This is a genomic window from Novosphingobium resinovorum (assembly GCF_036352595.1).
Taxonomy (GTDB): domain Bacteria; phylum Pseudomonadota; class Alphaproteobacteria; order Sphingomonadales; family Sphingomonadaceae; genus Novosphingobium; species Novosphingobium resinovorum_B.
Genome location: NZ_JAZFAX010000005.1, coordinates 71,717 through 87,574 on the forward strand (window position 1 = coordinate 71,717; position 15,858 = coordinate 87,574).

The following is a 15,858-nucleotide window of genomic DNA, read 5'->3' on the forward strand; positions in this document are numbered from 1 at the left end:
GCCATGACCCAGCCCCTTCCGACCCCGCACCACCTGGTCATCGCCGCAAGGATCATGCTGGCCCCGTGCCTGGCGGCGATGGGCTGGAGCAGCCTGGCAGCCCACGGGACACCGATGGCGGCCGCGATCGCCACGTTCACCGCCGCGCTCGTGATGCTCCAGGCCGCGCCCCGGCTGCGGGCGAGCGACCTGCTGGGCGGCATCGCGCTGTTCGCGACCATCCTGGAAGTGGCGCGGGCCGGATCGGCGGGGAGCCTCGACAGCGCACGCTGGCAGGCCTGCATCGCGGTCGCCGGCGGCATGATGCTGCTGCTCAAGGTCCAGCACCTGCGCGCGCTGGCGCGCCGCGATGCCTATGTGCCGCTGCGCCATCTCGAACGCCGCAGCGCGCTGTTCGGCCGCTCCCGCGCGAGGGCGGCGAATGCCGCGGGGACTTCCGCAAGCCCGGCGTCACCTCCCATCTGCACGACGTATATCGAAAATTCTTGATATTGCGAGTTGATCTCATTAGCCGGCCCTCAGGAGAAGGAATCGGAAGCCCGCAAAGCCAATCGGCACGAGCTTTATGCAGACGGGGACCGCTGGCGGCGAACCCCGCGTAGGGGGCAAGACCGAGGTGACGCGCAGAGTTCTGTTTCAAATCCACTGGTTCCTGGGCATCACCGCCGGGCTCGTGCTGGCGATCATGGGGCTGACCGGTGCGACGCTCAGCTTCGAGAACGAGATCATGCGGATGCTCAGCCCGGGCATCGTCACGCTCGATCCCGGCGCGGCGAAACCGCTGGCGCCCGACGCCGTGGTCGCCCGCGCCTCGGCGGCACGCGGCGGCCTCAGGGTCGAGCGGCTGACCGTCGAGGCCGATCCCGCGAGCGCCTGGCAGGTCCAGTTCGAAGCACCCGCCGGACAGCGGCGCGGCGAACGCGTCTATGTCGATCCGCGTGACGGCCGCCTGCTCGGGCAGCCGAACGGCACCGGCTTCTTCCGCACCGTCGAGGACATCCACCGCTGGCTCGCCCTGCCCGGCGGATCGAAGGGCTGGGGCCGGCAGGTCACCGCGATCTCGACGCTGTCGCTGATCTTCTTCGCCTTGTCCGGCCTGTACTTGCGCTGGCCGAAGCGGGTGCTCGACTGGCGCTCGTGGTTCGTGCTCGACTTGCGCAAGAGCGCGCGCAACCTGTACCGCGAACTGCATGTCGTCATCGGCAGTTGGATATTCCTCGCCTACCTGCTGAGCGCCCTGACCGGGCTATGGTGGTCCTACGAGTGGTATCGCGAAGGGGCGATGGTCGTGCTGACCGGCTCCGCCGCGCAGGAACAGGGCGGCGAACGCAAGGCGCGCGGCAAGCCCGGCGAAAAACCTGGCAGCAAGGACGATGCTGCCGAGACCGGCACACCGGCGCCGGCTCCGAAACTCGCTCTCGCCTGGACGACGTTCCGGCGCGAGATGTCCGGCGGCTATGACAGCGTTTCGGTGACGCTGCCCAAGGACGGCACGAAGGCGCAGTTCCGCGCGCTGCTGCCCGGCGCGCGCCACGATCGCATGACCGACAATCTCGACATCGACACGGCGAGCGGGCGCCTGCTCAAGGCGGATCGCTACGACCGGCGCGCCGGCGGCAAGATCGTCACCACCAGCGTGTTCGAGATCCATCGCGGCGCGTTCTTCGGGCTCGCCGGTCGCATCGTCATCTTCGTGACCAGCCTGTCGATGCCGCTGTTCACGGTCACCGGGCTGCTGCTCTACTTCGCCCGGCGGCAGCGCAAGCGCGCGCTGGCGCAAGTCGAGACGGCGCCGGGCGTTTCCGGCCCGGCGGACGAGGGCATGCTGGTCGCCTACGCCAGCCAGACCGGCGGCGCGGAGCGGCTGGCCCGCCAGACCGCCGCCGTGCTCGGCGGCGCCAGGATCCTGCCGCTCTCCTCGGTCGACGACGTCGTCCTTGCCGAAGCGCGGCGCGCCCTCTTCGTGGTGAGCACGTATGGCGAAGGCGAGCCGCCCGACCGGGTCCGCCGCTTCGCGCGCGAGACGATGGCCTCGCCGCCGGTCGCGACCGGGCTCGACTATGCCGTGCTGGCGCTGGGCGACCGCGAATATCCGCAGTTCTGCGCCTTCGGCCACGATGTCGACCGCTGGCTGCATGCCGGCGGCGGGCGGCGCCTGTTCGACACCATCGAAGTCGATGGAGAGGACGCCGACGCCGAGCGCCAGTGGCAGCAGCAACTCGCCGCGCTGGGCGCCGATCCGATGGCGGCCGATTTCGCCCCCGCGCAGTACGGGCAATGGCGGCTGGCGGAACGGCGGCTGCTCAATCCGCAGAGTGCGGGCGGCCCCGCCTTCCTGCTGGCGCTGGAACCCGGCGAAGACGAGCCGCACGACTGGCCGCAATCCTGGCAGGCCGGCGATATCGCCGAGATCCGCCCCGCCAACGATCCCGCCGCAGTCGCTGCCTTCCTCGCGACGGCAGGGCTGGACGGGCAGGTGCCGGTACACGGCCGCCCCCTCGCCGATCATCTCGCCGATGCCGTGCTGCCCGTCAGTTTCGAGGTAACCGCCGAGGATGTCGTGGCCACGCTGCGTCCGCTGCCGCACCGGGAATATTCGATCGCCTCGATCCCGTCGGACCGCCGGATCGAGCTGATCGTCCGCCAAGTCCGGCGCGACGACGGCACGCTCGGCCTCGGCTCCGGCTGGCTGACCGCACACGCCCCGATCGGCGCCGGGATCGCGCTGCGGCTCCACGCCAATCCCGGCTTCCGCGTGCCCGAAGGCCATGGCAAGCTGATCCTGATCGGCAACGGCACCGGTCTCGCCGGCCTGCGCGGGCACTTGCGGCAGGCTGCCGCCCGTGGCAGCCGTGGTCACTGGCTGCTGCTGGGCGAACGCAACCGTGCCCGCGATGCCTTCCTCGACGACGAACTGCAAAGCTGGCTGGCCGACGGCACGCTGGCGCGGCTGGAACGGACATGGTCGCGCGACGGCGACTGCGGGCGCTACATCCAGGATGCGATCACGCCGGCCGCGCCCCTGCTGCGCGAGCAGGTCGAGGCGGGGGCGACGATCCTCGTATGCGGCAGCCTGCTAGGCATGGCGCCGGCCGTGGACGCCGCGCTGCGCGAGGCGCTCGGCGATGCGCGGCTGGAGGAGATGGCCGAAGCGGGCCGGTACTTGCGCGACATCTATTGAGGCGGTGGAGGCGTGCAACGCCTCCACTTCGGTTAAAGCTTGTTCGTGAGCGCCAGTGACCGGCGGCCCGGAATTGCAATCTGCCCAACAGCGGATAGACCTTGCCCGTGCGCAGCAGAATCCTCCCATACGCAATGGCCACTGTTTTGACCGGGTGCCACGCCAGCGAGCCCAGCGCGCAGACCAGGCGGCAGATCGATCGAGCCGTCATCGCCTATACTGCCGGTACCCTGACTACACTTCCCGTCCAGAACTGTATCGATGCTGAGATCCGCTCTGCGGCGATGGACGATCGCAGGAGAACACTGGAGAGCTTTTCTTCAGATGGTCGTGCGGATCGTGCGGTCCTTGCAAAGATTGCGGCGGGCGAAGACCTGCTCTGGTTACTGCCGGAAAAGCCGGGACAGAAGCCATCGGAAGCTGCGCCTTCGCTTAAAGCGGAATTGGCGAAGGCCACCGTAGAATCGTTGAAGACCAAGCCGACGATCAGCGCCGCAAAGCGCCTCATCGACAAAGCTGCAGTATCGCTCCCACTGATTTACATGAGAAATCCGGTATTGGCCGAGGGCGCGAAATCCGTCAGCGGACGGCACTGCCCAACTATCTTCGCCATGGCCGAACCCGCAGTCTCCGACGATATCGCGCTGGTGGAGACTTCATTCGTCTGCGGCGGATTGTGCGGAGGCGGACAAATCGTCGCGCTTCGGCGCGGCACTGCCGGATGGACCGTCGTGGCCATCGCCCCCACCTGGGTCTCCTAGGAAAATCGTTCGATCCGGCGCGGCACTGCCGCCCTCAATGGAAATCGCGCGAGCGGGGCAGGATGCGCACGTTGCGGGGGTGCCCGCGCGAGGTCGGTCGGCCGGGATCGTGGGCCGGGTGGCGCACCGCATCGCCGGGCATCGGCTCGGGCCGTAGCGCGGGCGGCGGCGAGAGGCGGGACAGGGCCTCGCTGGCATCGGTGACGCGATCGACCATGAGGTGGACGACGTTCTCCTTGCTGCGCTGGACCGTGCCGTCGATCACCATCAGCCGCGCCGCCATCACCGCGCGCCGCTGCTTTTCGAATTCGCGCGCCCAGAGCAGCGCGTTGACCACGCCGGTCTCGTCCTCGATGGTGATGAAGATGGCATTGCCCTTGCCCGGCCGCTGGCGGATCAGGACGACGCCGGCGACCTTCACCTTCAAGCCGTCGCGCGCGGCATCGACCTGTGCGCAAGTGCGGGCGCCCTGCCCTTCGAAATGCCCGCGCAGGAACTGCATCGGGTGGCCCTTGAGCGACAGGCGCTGGGTCTGGTAATCGGCCACGACTTCCTCGGCGGGCGCCATCGCGGGCAGCGCGGCGTCCGGCTCCGCAGCCAGTTCGGGGGCTTCGAGGGCGGCGAACAGCGGCAGCTGCGCGGGCGGCACCCGGCGTGCCTCCCACCCCGCATCACGCCGCCCCACCCCCAGCGAGCCGAGCGCGTCGGCATCGGCCAGCAGCCGCAAGGCGCGGGCGGGCAAGTCGGCGCGGCGCGCGGCGTCCTCCAGCCCGGCGATCGGCGTGGCCTTGCGGGCGTGCTCCAGCGCCAGCGCCCACTCCTTCTTGAAGCCGCCAATCTGCCGCAGGCCGAGGCGCAGGATGCGCTCTCCTTCCAGGGTGTTGTCCCAGACGCTGGCGTTGACGTCGATCGGACGCACCTCGACCCCGTGGTCGCGCGCGTCGCCCACCAACTGCGCGGGCGCGTAGAAGCCCATCGGCTGGCTGTTGAGCAGCGCGCAGGTGAACACCGCCGGGTAGTGGCACTTGAGCCATGACGAGACATAGGCCAGCAATCCGAACGCCTGCGCATGGCTTTCGGGGAAGCCGTATTCGCCGAAGCCCTCGATCTGCTTGAAGCAGCCCTCGGCGAAGTCCTGCGGGTAGCCGCGTTTCACCATACCGTTGACGAACTTCTCCTGATGCTCGTGGATGGTGCCGTTGCGTCGGAACGTGGCCATCGAGCGGCGCAGGCGGTCGGCCTCGGCGGGGGTAAATCCGGCAGCATTGATCGCCAGCTTCATCGCCTGTTCCTGAAACAGCGGCACCCCCAACGTCTTGTGCAGCAGATCGTACATCTCGCCCTTCGGCCCCGGGAATACGACCTCCTCCTCCCCCGTGCGCCGCCGCAGGTAGGGATGGACCATGCCGCCCTGAATCGGCCCCGGCCGGACGATGGCGACCTGAATGACGAGATCGTAGAGGATGCGCGGCTTCATGCGCGGCAGCATCGCGATCTGGGCGCGGCTCTCGACCTGGAAGGTGCCGATGCTGTCGCCCTTGCACAGCATGTCGTACGTCGGCGCGTCGCCCTGCGGGACGGTGGCCAGTTCCAGATCGCGCAGGCCGTGATCCCGCAGCAGGTCAAAGCTCTTGCGGATCGCCGTCAGCATGCCGAGCGCGAGGATGTCCACTTTCATCAGGCCGAGCGATTCCAGGTCGTTCTTGTCCCACTCGATGAACGTGCGGTCCTCCATCGCCGCATTGTGGATCGGCACCAGTTCGTCGAGCCGCCCTTCGCTCAGCACGAAGCCGCCGACGTGCTGCGACAGGTGGCGCGGATAGTTGAGCAACCGCCCGACCATGTCGCGCAGACGCTCCACCTGCGGGTTGCCGGGATCGAAGCCGGCTTCGGCCAGCCGTGTTTCGGGCAGTTCGTCACCGCCCCAACTGCCCCAGACGGTGCCGGACAGCCGCGCGGTGACGTCCTCGCTCATGCCCAGCACCTTGCCGACCTCGCGGATGGCGCTGCGCTGGCGGTAGCAGATCGTGGTCGCGGCGATCCCGGCGCGCTCGCGGCCGTAGCGGCGGTAGATGTACTGCATCACCTCCTCGCGCCGCTCGTGCTCGAAATCGACGTCGATGTCGGGCGGCTCATCCCGCTCGGTGGAAAGGAAGCGCGTGAACAGCAGCTTCTCCTGCACCGGGTCGATCGGGGTGACGCCAAGGAAATAGCAGACCAGCGAATTGGCTGCGCTGCCGCGCCCCTGGCACAGGATCGGTTTCTCCAGACCGCGCGCGTAATGCACGATGTCGTGGACGGTGAGGAAGTAGTAGGCGATCTTCTGTTCGCGGATCAGGCCGAATTCCTCGTCCAGCGTCTCCTGGTACTTGGGCGGCAGGCCGTCGGGGAACCACTTGCGCGAACCCTCCATGACGAGGTGTTCCAGCCACGGCTGCGGCTCCCAGCCTTCGGGCACCGGTTCGTGCGGGTATTCATAGCGCAGATCGTCGAGGGTGAATTGCACGCAAGCCAGCACGTCCTGCGTCGCCGCCAGTGCCTCGGGGCAGGCGCGGAAGAGGCGGGCCATCTCGGCGGGAGGCTTGAGGTGCCGCTCGGCATTGGCGGCGAGGCGGCGGCCGGCGGTCTGGACGGTCAGCCCCTCGCGGATGCAGGTGAGGACGTCCTGCATCGGCCGGTCCTCAGGGCTAGCGTAAAGCACGTCGTTGGTGGCGATCAGCGGCACGCCCGCGCGGGCGGCCAGCCCCATGCGCTGCGCCAGCGCCCGCGCGTCGCGGCCCGCGCGCGGCATCGTGGCGGCGAGCCATAGCTTCGGCGTCAAACCGCGCAGGGTAGCGAGCAGCGCTTCGTCCGCGTCCCCATCTCCCGGCATCACGATCAGCGCCAGATCCTGCGTGTGCTCGACAAGGTCGCTCAGGTGCAGTTCGCACTCGCCCTTCTTCGCCTTGCGGTTGCCCACGGTGAGCAGGCGCGTCAGGCGGCCCCAGCCGTGTCGGGTCATCGGGTAGGCGACCACGTCCGGCGTGCCGTCCGCGAAGACCAGCCGCGCGCCGACGAGCAGGCGCAGCCCGCTTTTCGCCCGGCCCATCTCCTTCCATGCGCGGTGGGCGCGGACCACGCCCGCCACGGTGTTGCGGTCGGCGATGCCGATGCCGGTCATGCCCATCGCCAGCGCGCGCGAGACCATCTCCTCCCCCGGCGAGGCGCCGCGCAGGAAGCTGAAGTTGGTGGCGGTGACGAGTTCGGCGAAATTCATGGGAACAGGCCGTGCAAGTACCAGCGCGGGTCGGGCTTCTCGCTGAACAGGCCGTGGCGGAAGATCCAGTAGCGGCGGCCCGCGCCGTCCTCGATCCGGTAGTAGTCACGCGTCTCGCCCGCAGCACCGGGCATGTGGCCGCCGCGTTTCAGCCACCATTCGGCGCCGATCCGCTCCGGCCCCTCGGCCAGCGTGACGTCGTGGAGGCGGCCCTTCCAGCGGAAGCGCTGGGGCGGGCTGTCGGGGACACCGGCGATCACCTCGACCGGCTGGGGCGGGTCGAGCAGCAGCAGCGGGCGCGGCGGCACATCCTCCGGCGCGGGCCACACGGCGGCCTTCACCCTCAGCGCCGGAACCAGCGCTTGCGCCTTCTCGGGCAAGTGGCGGTCGCGGGGTACCAGCCGGCGCACGCTGTCCTCGCCCAGCCGCACGCTGAGCTGGTCGACCAGCGCCGCCGCGTCGTCGGCATTCTCCTCCTTGCCGTCTTCCAGCAGGATCTGGCGCGAGGGCAGGTGATCGGCGTGGAGCACCGCCAGCGTGATCGCATCGAAGCCGAAGCCGGGATCGAGCGGGTCGGACAGCGTATCGATCCGCTCGCGCAGCAGCCGCATGACGGCGCCCGCCTCGCGCACCGCCTGCCCGGTCTCGACCACCAGCCGCCGCCGGGCATTGTCGCTGCGGTGGAGCGTGACGCCAAAGCGCCGCCCGCCGAGCTGGCGCTGCTCCATCATGCGCGCGGCCTGGACGAGCAAGTCCTCGACCACTTCCAGCGCATCGTCGGTCCGCGCGATGGGCTCGGCAAAGCGCGTCTCCAGCCGGATCGGGTCGGCCAGGCGCAGCGGGACGACCGGGCTTCCCGCCTCGCCCAGGATCGCGCGCAGGCGCATCACCGCCGCCTCCCCGAAGCGCGCGGCCAGCCCGGCCATCGGCCGCGCGGCCAGATCTCCCAGCGTCTCGAGACCGGCGCGGCGCAGGCCCGCCAGCGCGTCCTCGGCCAGTTCCAGCGCGGTAACGGGGAGTGCGGTGACATCGCCTTCTCCCCTGCCGCCACCGAACCGCGCCAGCGCCCGCGCCGCCGCCGCGTTCGCCGCCAGCCCATGCCGGGCGACGTGGCCCGCCGCCTCCAGCACCCCGCGCACCAGCGCCGCCTCGCCCCCGAACAAGTGCGCGCAGCCGGTCACGTCGAGCATGATCCCGTGCGGCGCATCGAGCGCGACGAGCGGGGTGAAGGCGATCATCGCCGCCGCCAGCCGCTCCAGCGCGCGGGTATCGGCGATGGCATCGTGCGGGGCGGTCGCGAGGTCCGGGCAGCGGGCGCGGGCATCGGCCAGCGTCATGCCCGCCGCCAGCCCCTGCCGGGCGGCATGCCGGTCCACCGCCGCAAGGCGCAGCGCCTGCCCGTCCCGCGCGACCAGCGCCCGGGGCATGCCCCCTTCAGGCAATACGCCGCAGCGGCGCGCCCGTTCGCACGGCAGGAAGAGGAACCACAATGCCAGGTAGCGGCGCGGCGACGTCATCGGCCTGTCCGGTTTCGAGAGGGATTTCGCGCAGGGCGCCATCTTCGTCATTCCATTCCAGCTGCCAGCGCATCCCCGCCGGCCCGCCACGCCTTTTCACGAGTTCGACCAGCAAAGCCGGCGGCCCCGGCGCGCGCGCCTCGAGCGGGATCGAGGGCGCGCTAACCACCGTCCAGCGAGTATGCGCGGCACTGGCGCGCGGCTCGGCATCCCCGCGCAGCATCACCACCGGAATGCGCGAGCGCTCGGCGGCGAGGACGAAGCGCCGGCTGGCGACCATGTCGTATTCGCGCAAGGCCCCCCAGCTTTCCAGCAGCACCGCCGCCGGGCCGCTGCTGCGGGCCGCATCCAGCCCCGCCCGCAGCAGCCCCGTGCCGTCGCGGGCATCGACGATCACCAGCCGGGCGGGGTCGATACCGAGACCGGCGATCCCTTCCCCGCACGGCACCAGCATGCCCCCTCGCGGGGAAGTCCGCAGCAGCATGACCGGCCGGCGATCGTCCGCCTCAATCGCCGCCAGCCCGAAGGCCAGCGCCGAGGCCCAGTCCCGCGCGTCGGCATGGACTTCGTGCAACTGCCCCCGCGCCAGCCGTGGCAGCGCTTGCCCGTCCTTGCGGGAGCGGGCTTCGGCATGGGCGTCCGCCGCACTGTGGAACATCGAATCACGCCTCGAATCGGAAAATCATGTTCCTATTATGTTCCAATCCGGAGGTCAGAGTCTACCCTGCGCCCTCCCCGTCCTTGCGCGCGCAATGACGAAGGGGTTTCGCTCAGGCCGCGGCGGCGAGCCCCCCAGCGCCAAGGCCGGCGAAGCGCTCGACCTGGTCGGCCGCCTCGCCCACGGGATCGCGGCCCCGGAAGGTGGGCGTGCCGTCGGGCTCCCATGCAATCCCGTCGATGGTGTAGGCCATCCGCTCGCGCTGCCAGCCGACGTAGGCGCCGTGCGTCGCGAAGGCCCGGCCGATCGCCGCGACGGGGTCTGCGTCGGGGCCGATGACTTCGCCGAAATGCCACATCGCGTAATCCTCGCTGCCCTGCCAGTCGGTGCCCTGGGCATCGACGAACAGGCACGGGCGCGGCCTGACGAGAAATTCGTAGACCTGGCTGCTGACGTCGCCGACGTAGAGGTCCGCGCCCAGCGTGTAGGTCATGTCGTTGCAGCGCGCCGAGCCGAGGTCGACGATCACCTGCCCCGGAACCGCCAGGGCTTCCCAGCGCCGCCGCTTCGCCGCCGACCAGCGCCGCGCCAGCCGGACATGCGGCGCGACGACGAGATTGTAGCGCCCGTCGGCGACCACCGCCTCCACCAGCCTGCGCCCGAACGCCTCGATCGAGGAGAGCTTCCTGGAGAAATGCGGGTTGTAGAGGATCGTCGGGCGTCCGTTGTCGAACAACGGCGGACGCCGCGACGCGCAGGCGAGGGTCGTCGCCAGCTTGACCGGGCCGGTCACGGTGCAGTCCTGCGGCCGCACGAAGCCGCTCTCGACCAGGCGGTCGCGATCCTTGCGTCCGGCCAGCATCACATGGTCGAACAGCCGGAAGCGCGCCTCGAAACCAACCGCGCGGTCGCCTGCCCCGTGCGGTATGTGGAGCATCGGCGGGCAGTCTCCGGGCAATCGCTTGAGCACCGTCGACGTCCGCTCCGCGCACAGGATCAGCGCCGCATCGCGCAGGGGGGGGGCCCACCGGACGAGGCGCGCGAACTTGTGCAGCCGGTCCGGCAGCACGGATGCCGCCAGCGGCAGATGCATCACCACCGTCTCCGGCAGCGGCAGCCCGGCGTCATCCGCCAGCGCCGCCGCGGCGCGCGCTTCCGCCTCGCTCGAGACGAAGAAGCGGACCTTGCCCGGATGGCGCCGCTCCAGCTCGCAGGCGACCGGCAGGATGTGCCCGAACTGATGCGCGCCCCCGATGGCGAGGACGTGGATATGCGAGGCAGGGGCCGCTGCAAGCGGGCCGGAAATCGTCTGGGGGGATGCCATGGCGTCCCCTTGCCGCAAGCAGATGGCGTGTCCATGGCGCCTTCATGTGAATTTGCCCATCTTTGGTGAGGCCCGTGTTTGTCAGGGATCGTTTGAGAATGCGCTTTTGGGCGCATTGCGGCACCGGCTCGCTCATGCAGGACGACCTCGACGCCGGGCGGGTGACGGGATAAGGCTCCTCGCCGGATGCAGATACTCCTGGTCGAAGACGATGCCGCGCTGGCGGCGCACATCATGGCCGGCGTCCGCGAGGCCGGGCACGTCGTCGAGCATTGCGCCGACGGGCGCGACGCGCTGGTGCGCGCGACCTGCGAGAGCTATGACGCGATCATCCTCGACCGCATGCTGCCCACGCTCGACGGGCTCAAGGTACTGGCCGCCCTGCGCGCCACCGACGACGCCACCCCGGTGCTGATCCTGAGCGCGCTGGGCGACGTCGACGAACGCGTGCGCGGCCTGCGCGCCGGCGGCGACGACTACATGGCCAAGCCTTTCGCGATGTCCGAGCTGCTCGCCCGGCTGGAGACTCTGGCGCGGCGCAATGCTCCCGTCACCGAGGCCGCCAGCGTGCTGCGGGTGGCGGACCTCGAGATCGACCTTGCCGGGCACGTCGTGACACGGGCCGGGCGGCGCATCCCGCTCACCTTGCGCGAACTGCGCATCGTCGCCTACCTCGCGCGCAATGCCGGGCGCGTGGTGACCCGCACGATGCTGCTGGAGAACGTGTGGGACTACAACTTCGACCCCCAGACCAACATCATCGACCAGCACATCAGCAAGCTGCGCCACAAGATCGCGCTCGATGACGAGACCAACCTGATCCAGACCGTGCGCGGCGTCGGCTATACGATGCGGGCCGAATGAGAATGGCGGCATGAGGCGCCTGCTGCGCAGTCTCTCGTTCCGGCTGACGCTGATCTACGCAGGGCTGTTCTGCCTCTCGGTCGCGCTGCTGATGGGGACCGGGTACTGGCTGCGGGTGACGGTGCCGATGGACCGCGCCCAGCGGCTGGTGAAAAGCGAGGCCAGGGCCTTACGGGCCGCCTATCTCGCGAACGGTCCCGCCGCGACGGCAGCCGCGCTCGACCGGCGCGCGCAGCGTTCGGACGGGCCCAAGACCTTCCACGCCCTGATCGCTCCGGACGGCCGCGTCGTGACCACCAACCTGCCCGGATGGTCCAACCGCCCGACCGACGGCCTGACCCTGATCGAGGCCGACTCCTTCGCCGATGGTGCCGAGATCGACCACAACGCGCTGGTCAGCGACCACTACCTGCCCGACGGCGCGCGGCTGCTGATCGGCCGCGACGTCGAGGACGTGACGTCCGAGGCGGAGATCCTGCGCACCGCCGCGATCTGGATCCTCGGCGTGACCGTGCTGCTGGGCTTCAGCAGCGGCTGGCTGATGAGCCTCGCGATCGGCCGGCGCATAGAGGCGGTGACGCTCGCCGCGCGGCAGGTGATGGACGGCGACCTGACCGGGCGGGTCCAGGTCCGCGGCGCCAACGACGACTTCGACCGGCTGGGCGAGACGCTCAACCTGATGCTCTCGCGCATCCAGTCGCTGTTCCAGGCGGTGCAGCGCGTGTCGGACAACGCCGCCCATGAACTGCGCACCCCGCTCGCCCGGCTGATCGGCCGGCTGGAAGCGCTGGAGCGCATGGCCGGCGACAATCCGGCGCTGCAGACGGCGGCGGGCGAGGCGATCGTCGAGGCCAACCGGCTGCGGCAGATCCTCTCGGCGCTGATGCGGATATCGCGGCTGGAGAACGGCCGTCATCCGCTGGAACTCCAGCGCACCGACGTCGTCCAGTTGCTGGAGGATCTCGTCGAGTTCTACCAGCCCGAGGCCGAGCGGCTGGGGATCGAACTGATCCTATCGGCGCGGCGTCCGCTGGTCGCCGATCTCGATCTCGACCTCGTGTTCCAGGCGCTCTCCAACCTGCTGGACAACGCGCTGAAGCATGCGAGCGGCGGACGGCGGGTGGAGCTTTCCGCGCGGCGACAGCGTGAATGGCTGGAACTGGCGGTGCGGGACGACGGCCCCGGCATCGACCTCGAGGACGCCGGGCGCGTAACCGAGCAGTTCTACCGGGGACGCGATTCGGGCGCCGTGCCGGGAGACGGCCTTGGCCTCAGCATGGTGGCCGCGATCGCCCATGCCCACGGCGCCACGCTCGAACTGGCGCCCGCCAGTCCGGGCCTGCGGGTGGCGCTGACGATCCCCGATCAGCGCTTGGCCCGAGGGTGAAGCGCGCCGGATTCGTTGACGATGGTGGAATGCCGATGATCGCCGCCCCAGCGTAACCGGGGGAGCCCGAAGGCAAGGATCATTTCATTTCAAAAACTGCCTGGTGCGGTCGAGAAGACTCGAACTTCCACGGGCTTTCGCCCACAACGACCTCAACGTTGCGCGTCTACCAATTCCGCCACGACCGCTAAATCTTGGAGCTGGATTTGCATCCGCTCCGGGGCAGGAGCGCGCCATTAGCGCACGAATCCGGACCCGGCAAGCGGGTCTTGCAGATTATTTTCATCCAGCGTCATTTTCCTTCCTCCGGCCCCAGTATTCGCCGCTTCATCCGGTGGATGGCCAGCCACACCCCCGCGAGCACCGCCGGGGCCAGCACCGCCGTAGCCACATGGGCGTGAATCCGGGGCGCCAGTTCCTCCACGCCTTCCAGTATCTTGGCGATCAGGCCGAGCGCGTAATAGCTGACCGCCACCACCGACAGCCCTTCCACCAGCTGTTGCAGGCGCAACTGGCGCGTGGCGCTGCGCTCCATCGAGGCGAGCAGCAGACCGTTCTGATTCTCGATCCGTGTCTCGATCCGCACCCTGAGCAAGGCGAGCGCCTGTGCGGTGCGCTGCGACAGTTGCTCGGCGCGGCGACGATGCGCGGCGCAAGTGCGCACGGCGGGCAGGAAGCGCCGCTGCGTGAAATCCGCCAGCGACACCTCGCCCGGAATCGCGGCGATGTTGAGTTCGGCCAGCCGCTCCTCGACGATGGTGGCATAAGCGGCGGTGGCGCTCATCCGGAAATCGCTGGCGCTGGCCTGCGCCACCAGTTCCATCGACAGGCGCGTGACGTCCTCCAGCAGGTCGTCGTCGGTGATCTCGGGGCGGGCGACGGCGCGGTTGGTTTCGGCCAGCATCGCCTCGATCCGGTCGAGCGCCCGCCATCCCTCGCGCGCGACCGGCAGGCCCAGCAGGGCGAGATTGCGGTAATTGCCCAGTTCCTGCAACCGCTGCAGCGTGCGCGACAGTGCCCCCGGCGCCATGCCGCCGGCGGCGACCAGCACCAGCCCGAAGCCGTCCTCGCGCAGCCGGAAGTCCGACCATATCCGCGCCCGTGCCGCCCCGGCCATGCCCGGCGGGCCGTCGCCTATATGGCAGGTGACGAGATCGCCGCTCGCGAACCCTAGGTCCGGGAGCAGTACCAGCGCCTGCGCCTCGTCCGCCACCAACTGCACGCGCGAGGCGCGGATGACCTTGCCCGGCAGGCTGCCCGCCCAGGCGAGCGCATCGCCGAGCCCGGGCTGTGCCGCCGCGCCGCCGGTCACGAACAGGGTGATCGTGCTCGCCTCGCTGTGGCGCTCCCAGGTGAAGGCGATGCCGGGCGCCAGAACGCCGTCGAGGTGGCGCGGCCGGGCGGTGCGCGCACCCGATGGCCCGGCCGAGGGCAGCGTCCGCATCGCCGCAAGTTCCTCCTCGCGGTCGGCCGGATCGAGAACCCGGACGAACTGGACGATCGAGGCCGGCGGCCGGACCTGCGGCCAGCGGCGCAAGTGCATCTCGCTCACCACCATGGCGCGAAGCTCGTGCTCGTTCAGCAAGTCCCTCTCCCCTGTCCCTTACCCCGCGCGAAGACTGCGCCCGGGTACCCTCAGCGGACAAGTGACCCTTGGTACGATGCCTTCCCCGCGCTCCGACGGTCCCATCCGAGGCGGCCCAAAGTCCAATATCGAGCCGCTGCGGCCCATGCGAAAGCGGCAGGCAACAGGACAGGCATTACGGGAGACATGACATGAATTTCAGGCACAAGCGCGCCGGCCTGGCTGCGGCGGCGGCGCTGGCGCTGGTGGCCTGCCTGGGCGGACAGGCCGCGCTGACGTCGACGGCAGAGGCTGCCCCCGCCGCTCCGGCCGCGCCGCCCGCCTCCTTCGCCCGCTGCGCGGTATGCCACAACGTCGCCAAGGGCGCGCCGAACAAGCTCGGCCCGAACCTGTTCGGCACTTATGGTCACAAGATGGGCCAGGGCAAGTTCGCCTTCTCGGACGCGGTGAAGAAGTCGGGCCTGACGCTCGACGACGCCACGCTCGACAAATGGCTGGAGAATCCGCGCACGCTCGTCCCCGGCAACCGCATGAGCTTCCCCGGCCTCAAGGACGCGGCCAAGCGCAAGGAAATCATCGACTACCTCAAGAAGCAGCGCTGAGTTTCACGACCGACTCTCAAGGAGGCCCGTCCGCCGCACCCCTGCGGCGGGCGGGTTTTTCTTACCCCCTGTTCGTCGTTGCGAGCGCAGCGAAGCAATCCAGAGCCGCATAAACCGCCGTGGATTGCTTCGCTGCGCTCGCAATGACGATGGTGGGTGACGATCAGCTCGGAGCCAGCACCACCGGCTCCGCCCGCACCAGTGCGCGGCCTGCGGCGTGCCAGCCCTCGATCCCTTCGGCGAGCCAGTAAACGTGGCGCACGCCGCCTTTCGCCAGACGCCGCGCGGCGTTCCAGCCCATCCAGCAATCGGTGCGGCAGAACAGCACCACCGACAGGCGCGGCCTCCGCCGACGCGCCTCGGCGACCGCCTGCTCCAGCCCGCACCAGAGCACCGGATCGACCGGACTGCGCCCCGTCTCCGGGTGCCAGAGCGCGCCGGGCACCGTCTCGTGCGGCTGGCTGAGGCGCCACTGGCCGGTCGCGGGGTCACGGTGGCCGGACTCGACCGGCAGCACGTCGATGAACAGCGCTTCGTCCAGCCCGAGCGCATCCTCCAACGCGATCCGGCGGGCGGGCGCGGGCAGCCGGTCCACCGGCGCGCGGTAGCGGGCGGTGCGGTAGCCATCTATGTCGAAGTCGTCGGCGGCGTGCGCTGCCGGGGCGCAAACGACCGCCAGAATCAGCCCTATCGCCAGCCTTCGTCCGATGCGTTCCATGGCTC

12 protein-coding genes and 1 tRNA gene are annotated in these 15,858 nt (G+C 69.8%); 6 read left to right on the top strand and 7 right to left on the bottom strand.

The genetic code is table 11. From position 1 onward, the window contains the following. Positions 1 to 3 precede the first annotated feature (3 nt). From V2S85_RS06915 to V2S85_RS06925, 3 genes are all read left to right on the top strand, one after another. Positions 4 to 489 carry a hypothetical protein gene (locus V2S85_RS06915; RefSeq protein WP_330702127.1) on the top strand — a complete coding sequence of 162 codons (486 nt, stop codon included), beginning with the start codon at positions 4 to 6 and terminating at the stop codon, positions 487 to 489. Positions 490 to 616: 127 nt separating this feature from the next. Then, positions 617 to 3,181: a sulfite reductase flavoprotein subunit alpha gene (locus V2S85_RS06920; RefSeq protein ID WP_330702128.1), complete on the top strand. Its 2,565-nt coding sequence runs from the start codon at positions 617 to 619 to the stop codon at positions 3,179 to 3,181. Between the two features lie 134 nt (positions 3,182 to 3,315). After that, entirely contained in the window at positions 3,316 to 3,942 is a 627-nt protein-coding gene (locus tag V2S85_RS06925; RefSeq protein WP_330702129.1) for a hypothetical protein, read from the top strand. 34 nt (positions 3,943 to 3,976) lie between these two features. On the opposite strand, the gene V2S85_RS06930 is transcribed toward V2S85_RS06925, so the two are convergent. The 4 genes from V2S85_RS06930 to V2S85_RS06945 form a co-directional block, all read right to left on the bottom strand. Further along, the gene (locus V2S85_RS06930; RefSeq protein ID WP_330702130.1) at positions 3,977 to 7,198 is read right to left on the bottom strand and encodes an error-prone DNA polymerase; all 3,222 of its coding nucleotides are present in this window, start codon (positions 7,196 to 7,198) and stop codon (positions 3,977 to 3,979) included. Beyond that, a complete protein-coding gene (locus tag V2S85_RS06935; protein ID WP_330702131.1) occupies positions 7,195 to 8,715 on the bottom strand; it encodes a DNA polymerase Y family protein in 1,521 nt (506 codons plus the stop codon). Before V2S85_RS06935 ends, V2S85_RS06930 begins: the two co-directional genes overlap by 4 nt. Next, positions 8,633 to 9,373, bottom strand: coding sequence for a hypothetical protein (locus tag V2S85_RS06940; protein WP_330702132.1), 741 nt, complete (start codon positions 9,371 to 9,373; stop codon positions 8,633 to 8,635). The genes V2S85_RS06935 and V2S85_RS06940 overlap by 83 nt, the downstream gene beginning before the upstream one ends. Before the next feature lie 112 nt (positions 9,374 to 9,485). Beyond that, on the bottom strand, positions 9,486 to 10,697 hold the full coding sequence (locus V2S85_RS06945; protein ID WP_330702133.1) for a glycosyl transferase: 1,212 nt from the start codon (positions 10,695 to 10,697) through the stop codon (positions 9,486 to 9,488). Between the two features lie 186 nt (positions 10,698 to 10,883). Between V2S85_RS06945 and V2S85_RS06950 the strand changes: the two genes are divergently transcribed. Next, the gene (locus tag V2S85_RS06950; protein ID WP_330702134.1) at positions 10,884 to 11,561 is read left to right on the top strand and encodes a response regulator transcription factor; all 678 of its coding nucleotides are present in this window, start codon (positions 10,884 to 10,886) and stop codon (positions 11,559 to 11,561) included. A 10-nt stretch (positions 11,562 to 11,571) separates the two neighbouring features. Further along, positions 11,572 to 12,948 carry a HAMP domain-containing sensor histidine kinase gene (locus V2S85_RS06955; protein WP_330702135.1) on the top strand — a complete coding sequence of 459 codons (1,377 nt, stop codon included), beginning with the start codon at positions 11,572 to 11,574 and terminating at the stop codon, positions 12,946 to 12,948. A 101-nt stretch (positions 12,949 to 13,049) separates the two neighbouring features. Here the strand turns inward: V2S85_RS06955 and V2S85_RS06960 are convergent. Together V2S85_RS06960 and V2S85_RS06965 are read right to left on the bottom strand one after the other, a co-directional pair. After that, positions 13,050 to 13,136 (bottom strand) — tRNA-Leu (locus V2S85_RS06960). Positions 13,137 to 13,240: 104 nt separating this feature from the next. Then, the gene (locus V2S85_RS06965) at positions 13,241 to 14,533 is read right to left on the bottom strand and encodes a DUF3422 domain-containing protein (protein ID WP_330702136.1); all 1,293 of its coding nucleotides are present in this window, start codon (positions 14,531 to 14,533) and stop codon (positions 13,241 to 13,243) included. Positions 14,534 to 14,724: 191 nt separating this feature from the next. Between V2S85_RS06965 and V2S85_RS06970 the strand changes: the two genes are divergently transcribed. Next, on the top strand, positions 14,725 to 15,135 hold the full coding sequence (locus tag V2S85_RS06970) for a cytochrome c, class I (RefSeq protein ID WP_330702137.1): 411 nt from the start codon (positions 14,725 to 14,727) through the stop codon (positions 15,133 to 15,135). 163 nt (positions 15,136 to 15,298) lie between these two features. Here V2S85_RS06970 and V2S85_RS06975 read toward each other — a convergent pair whose 3' ends face one another. After that, a complete protein-coding gene (locus tag V2S85_RS06975; protein WP_330702138.1) occupies positions 15,299 to 15,853 on the bottom strand; it encodes a rhodanese in 555 nt (184 codons plus the stop codon). Positions 15,854 to 15,858 lie beyond the last annotated feature (5 nt).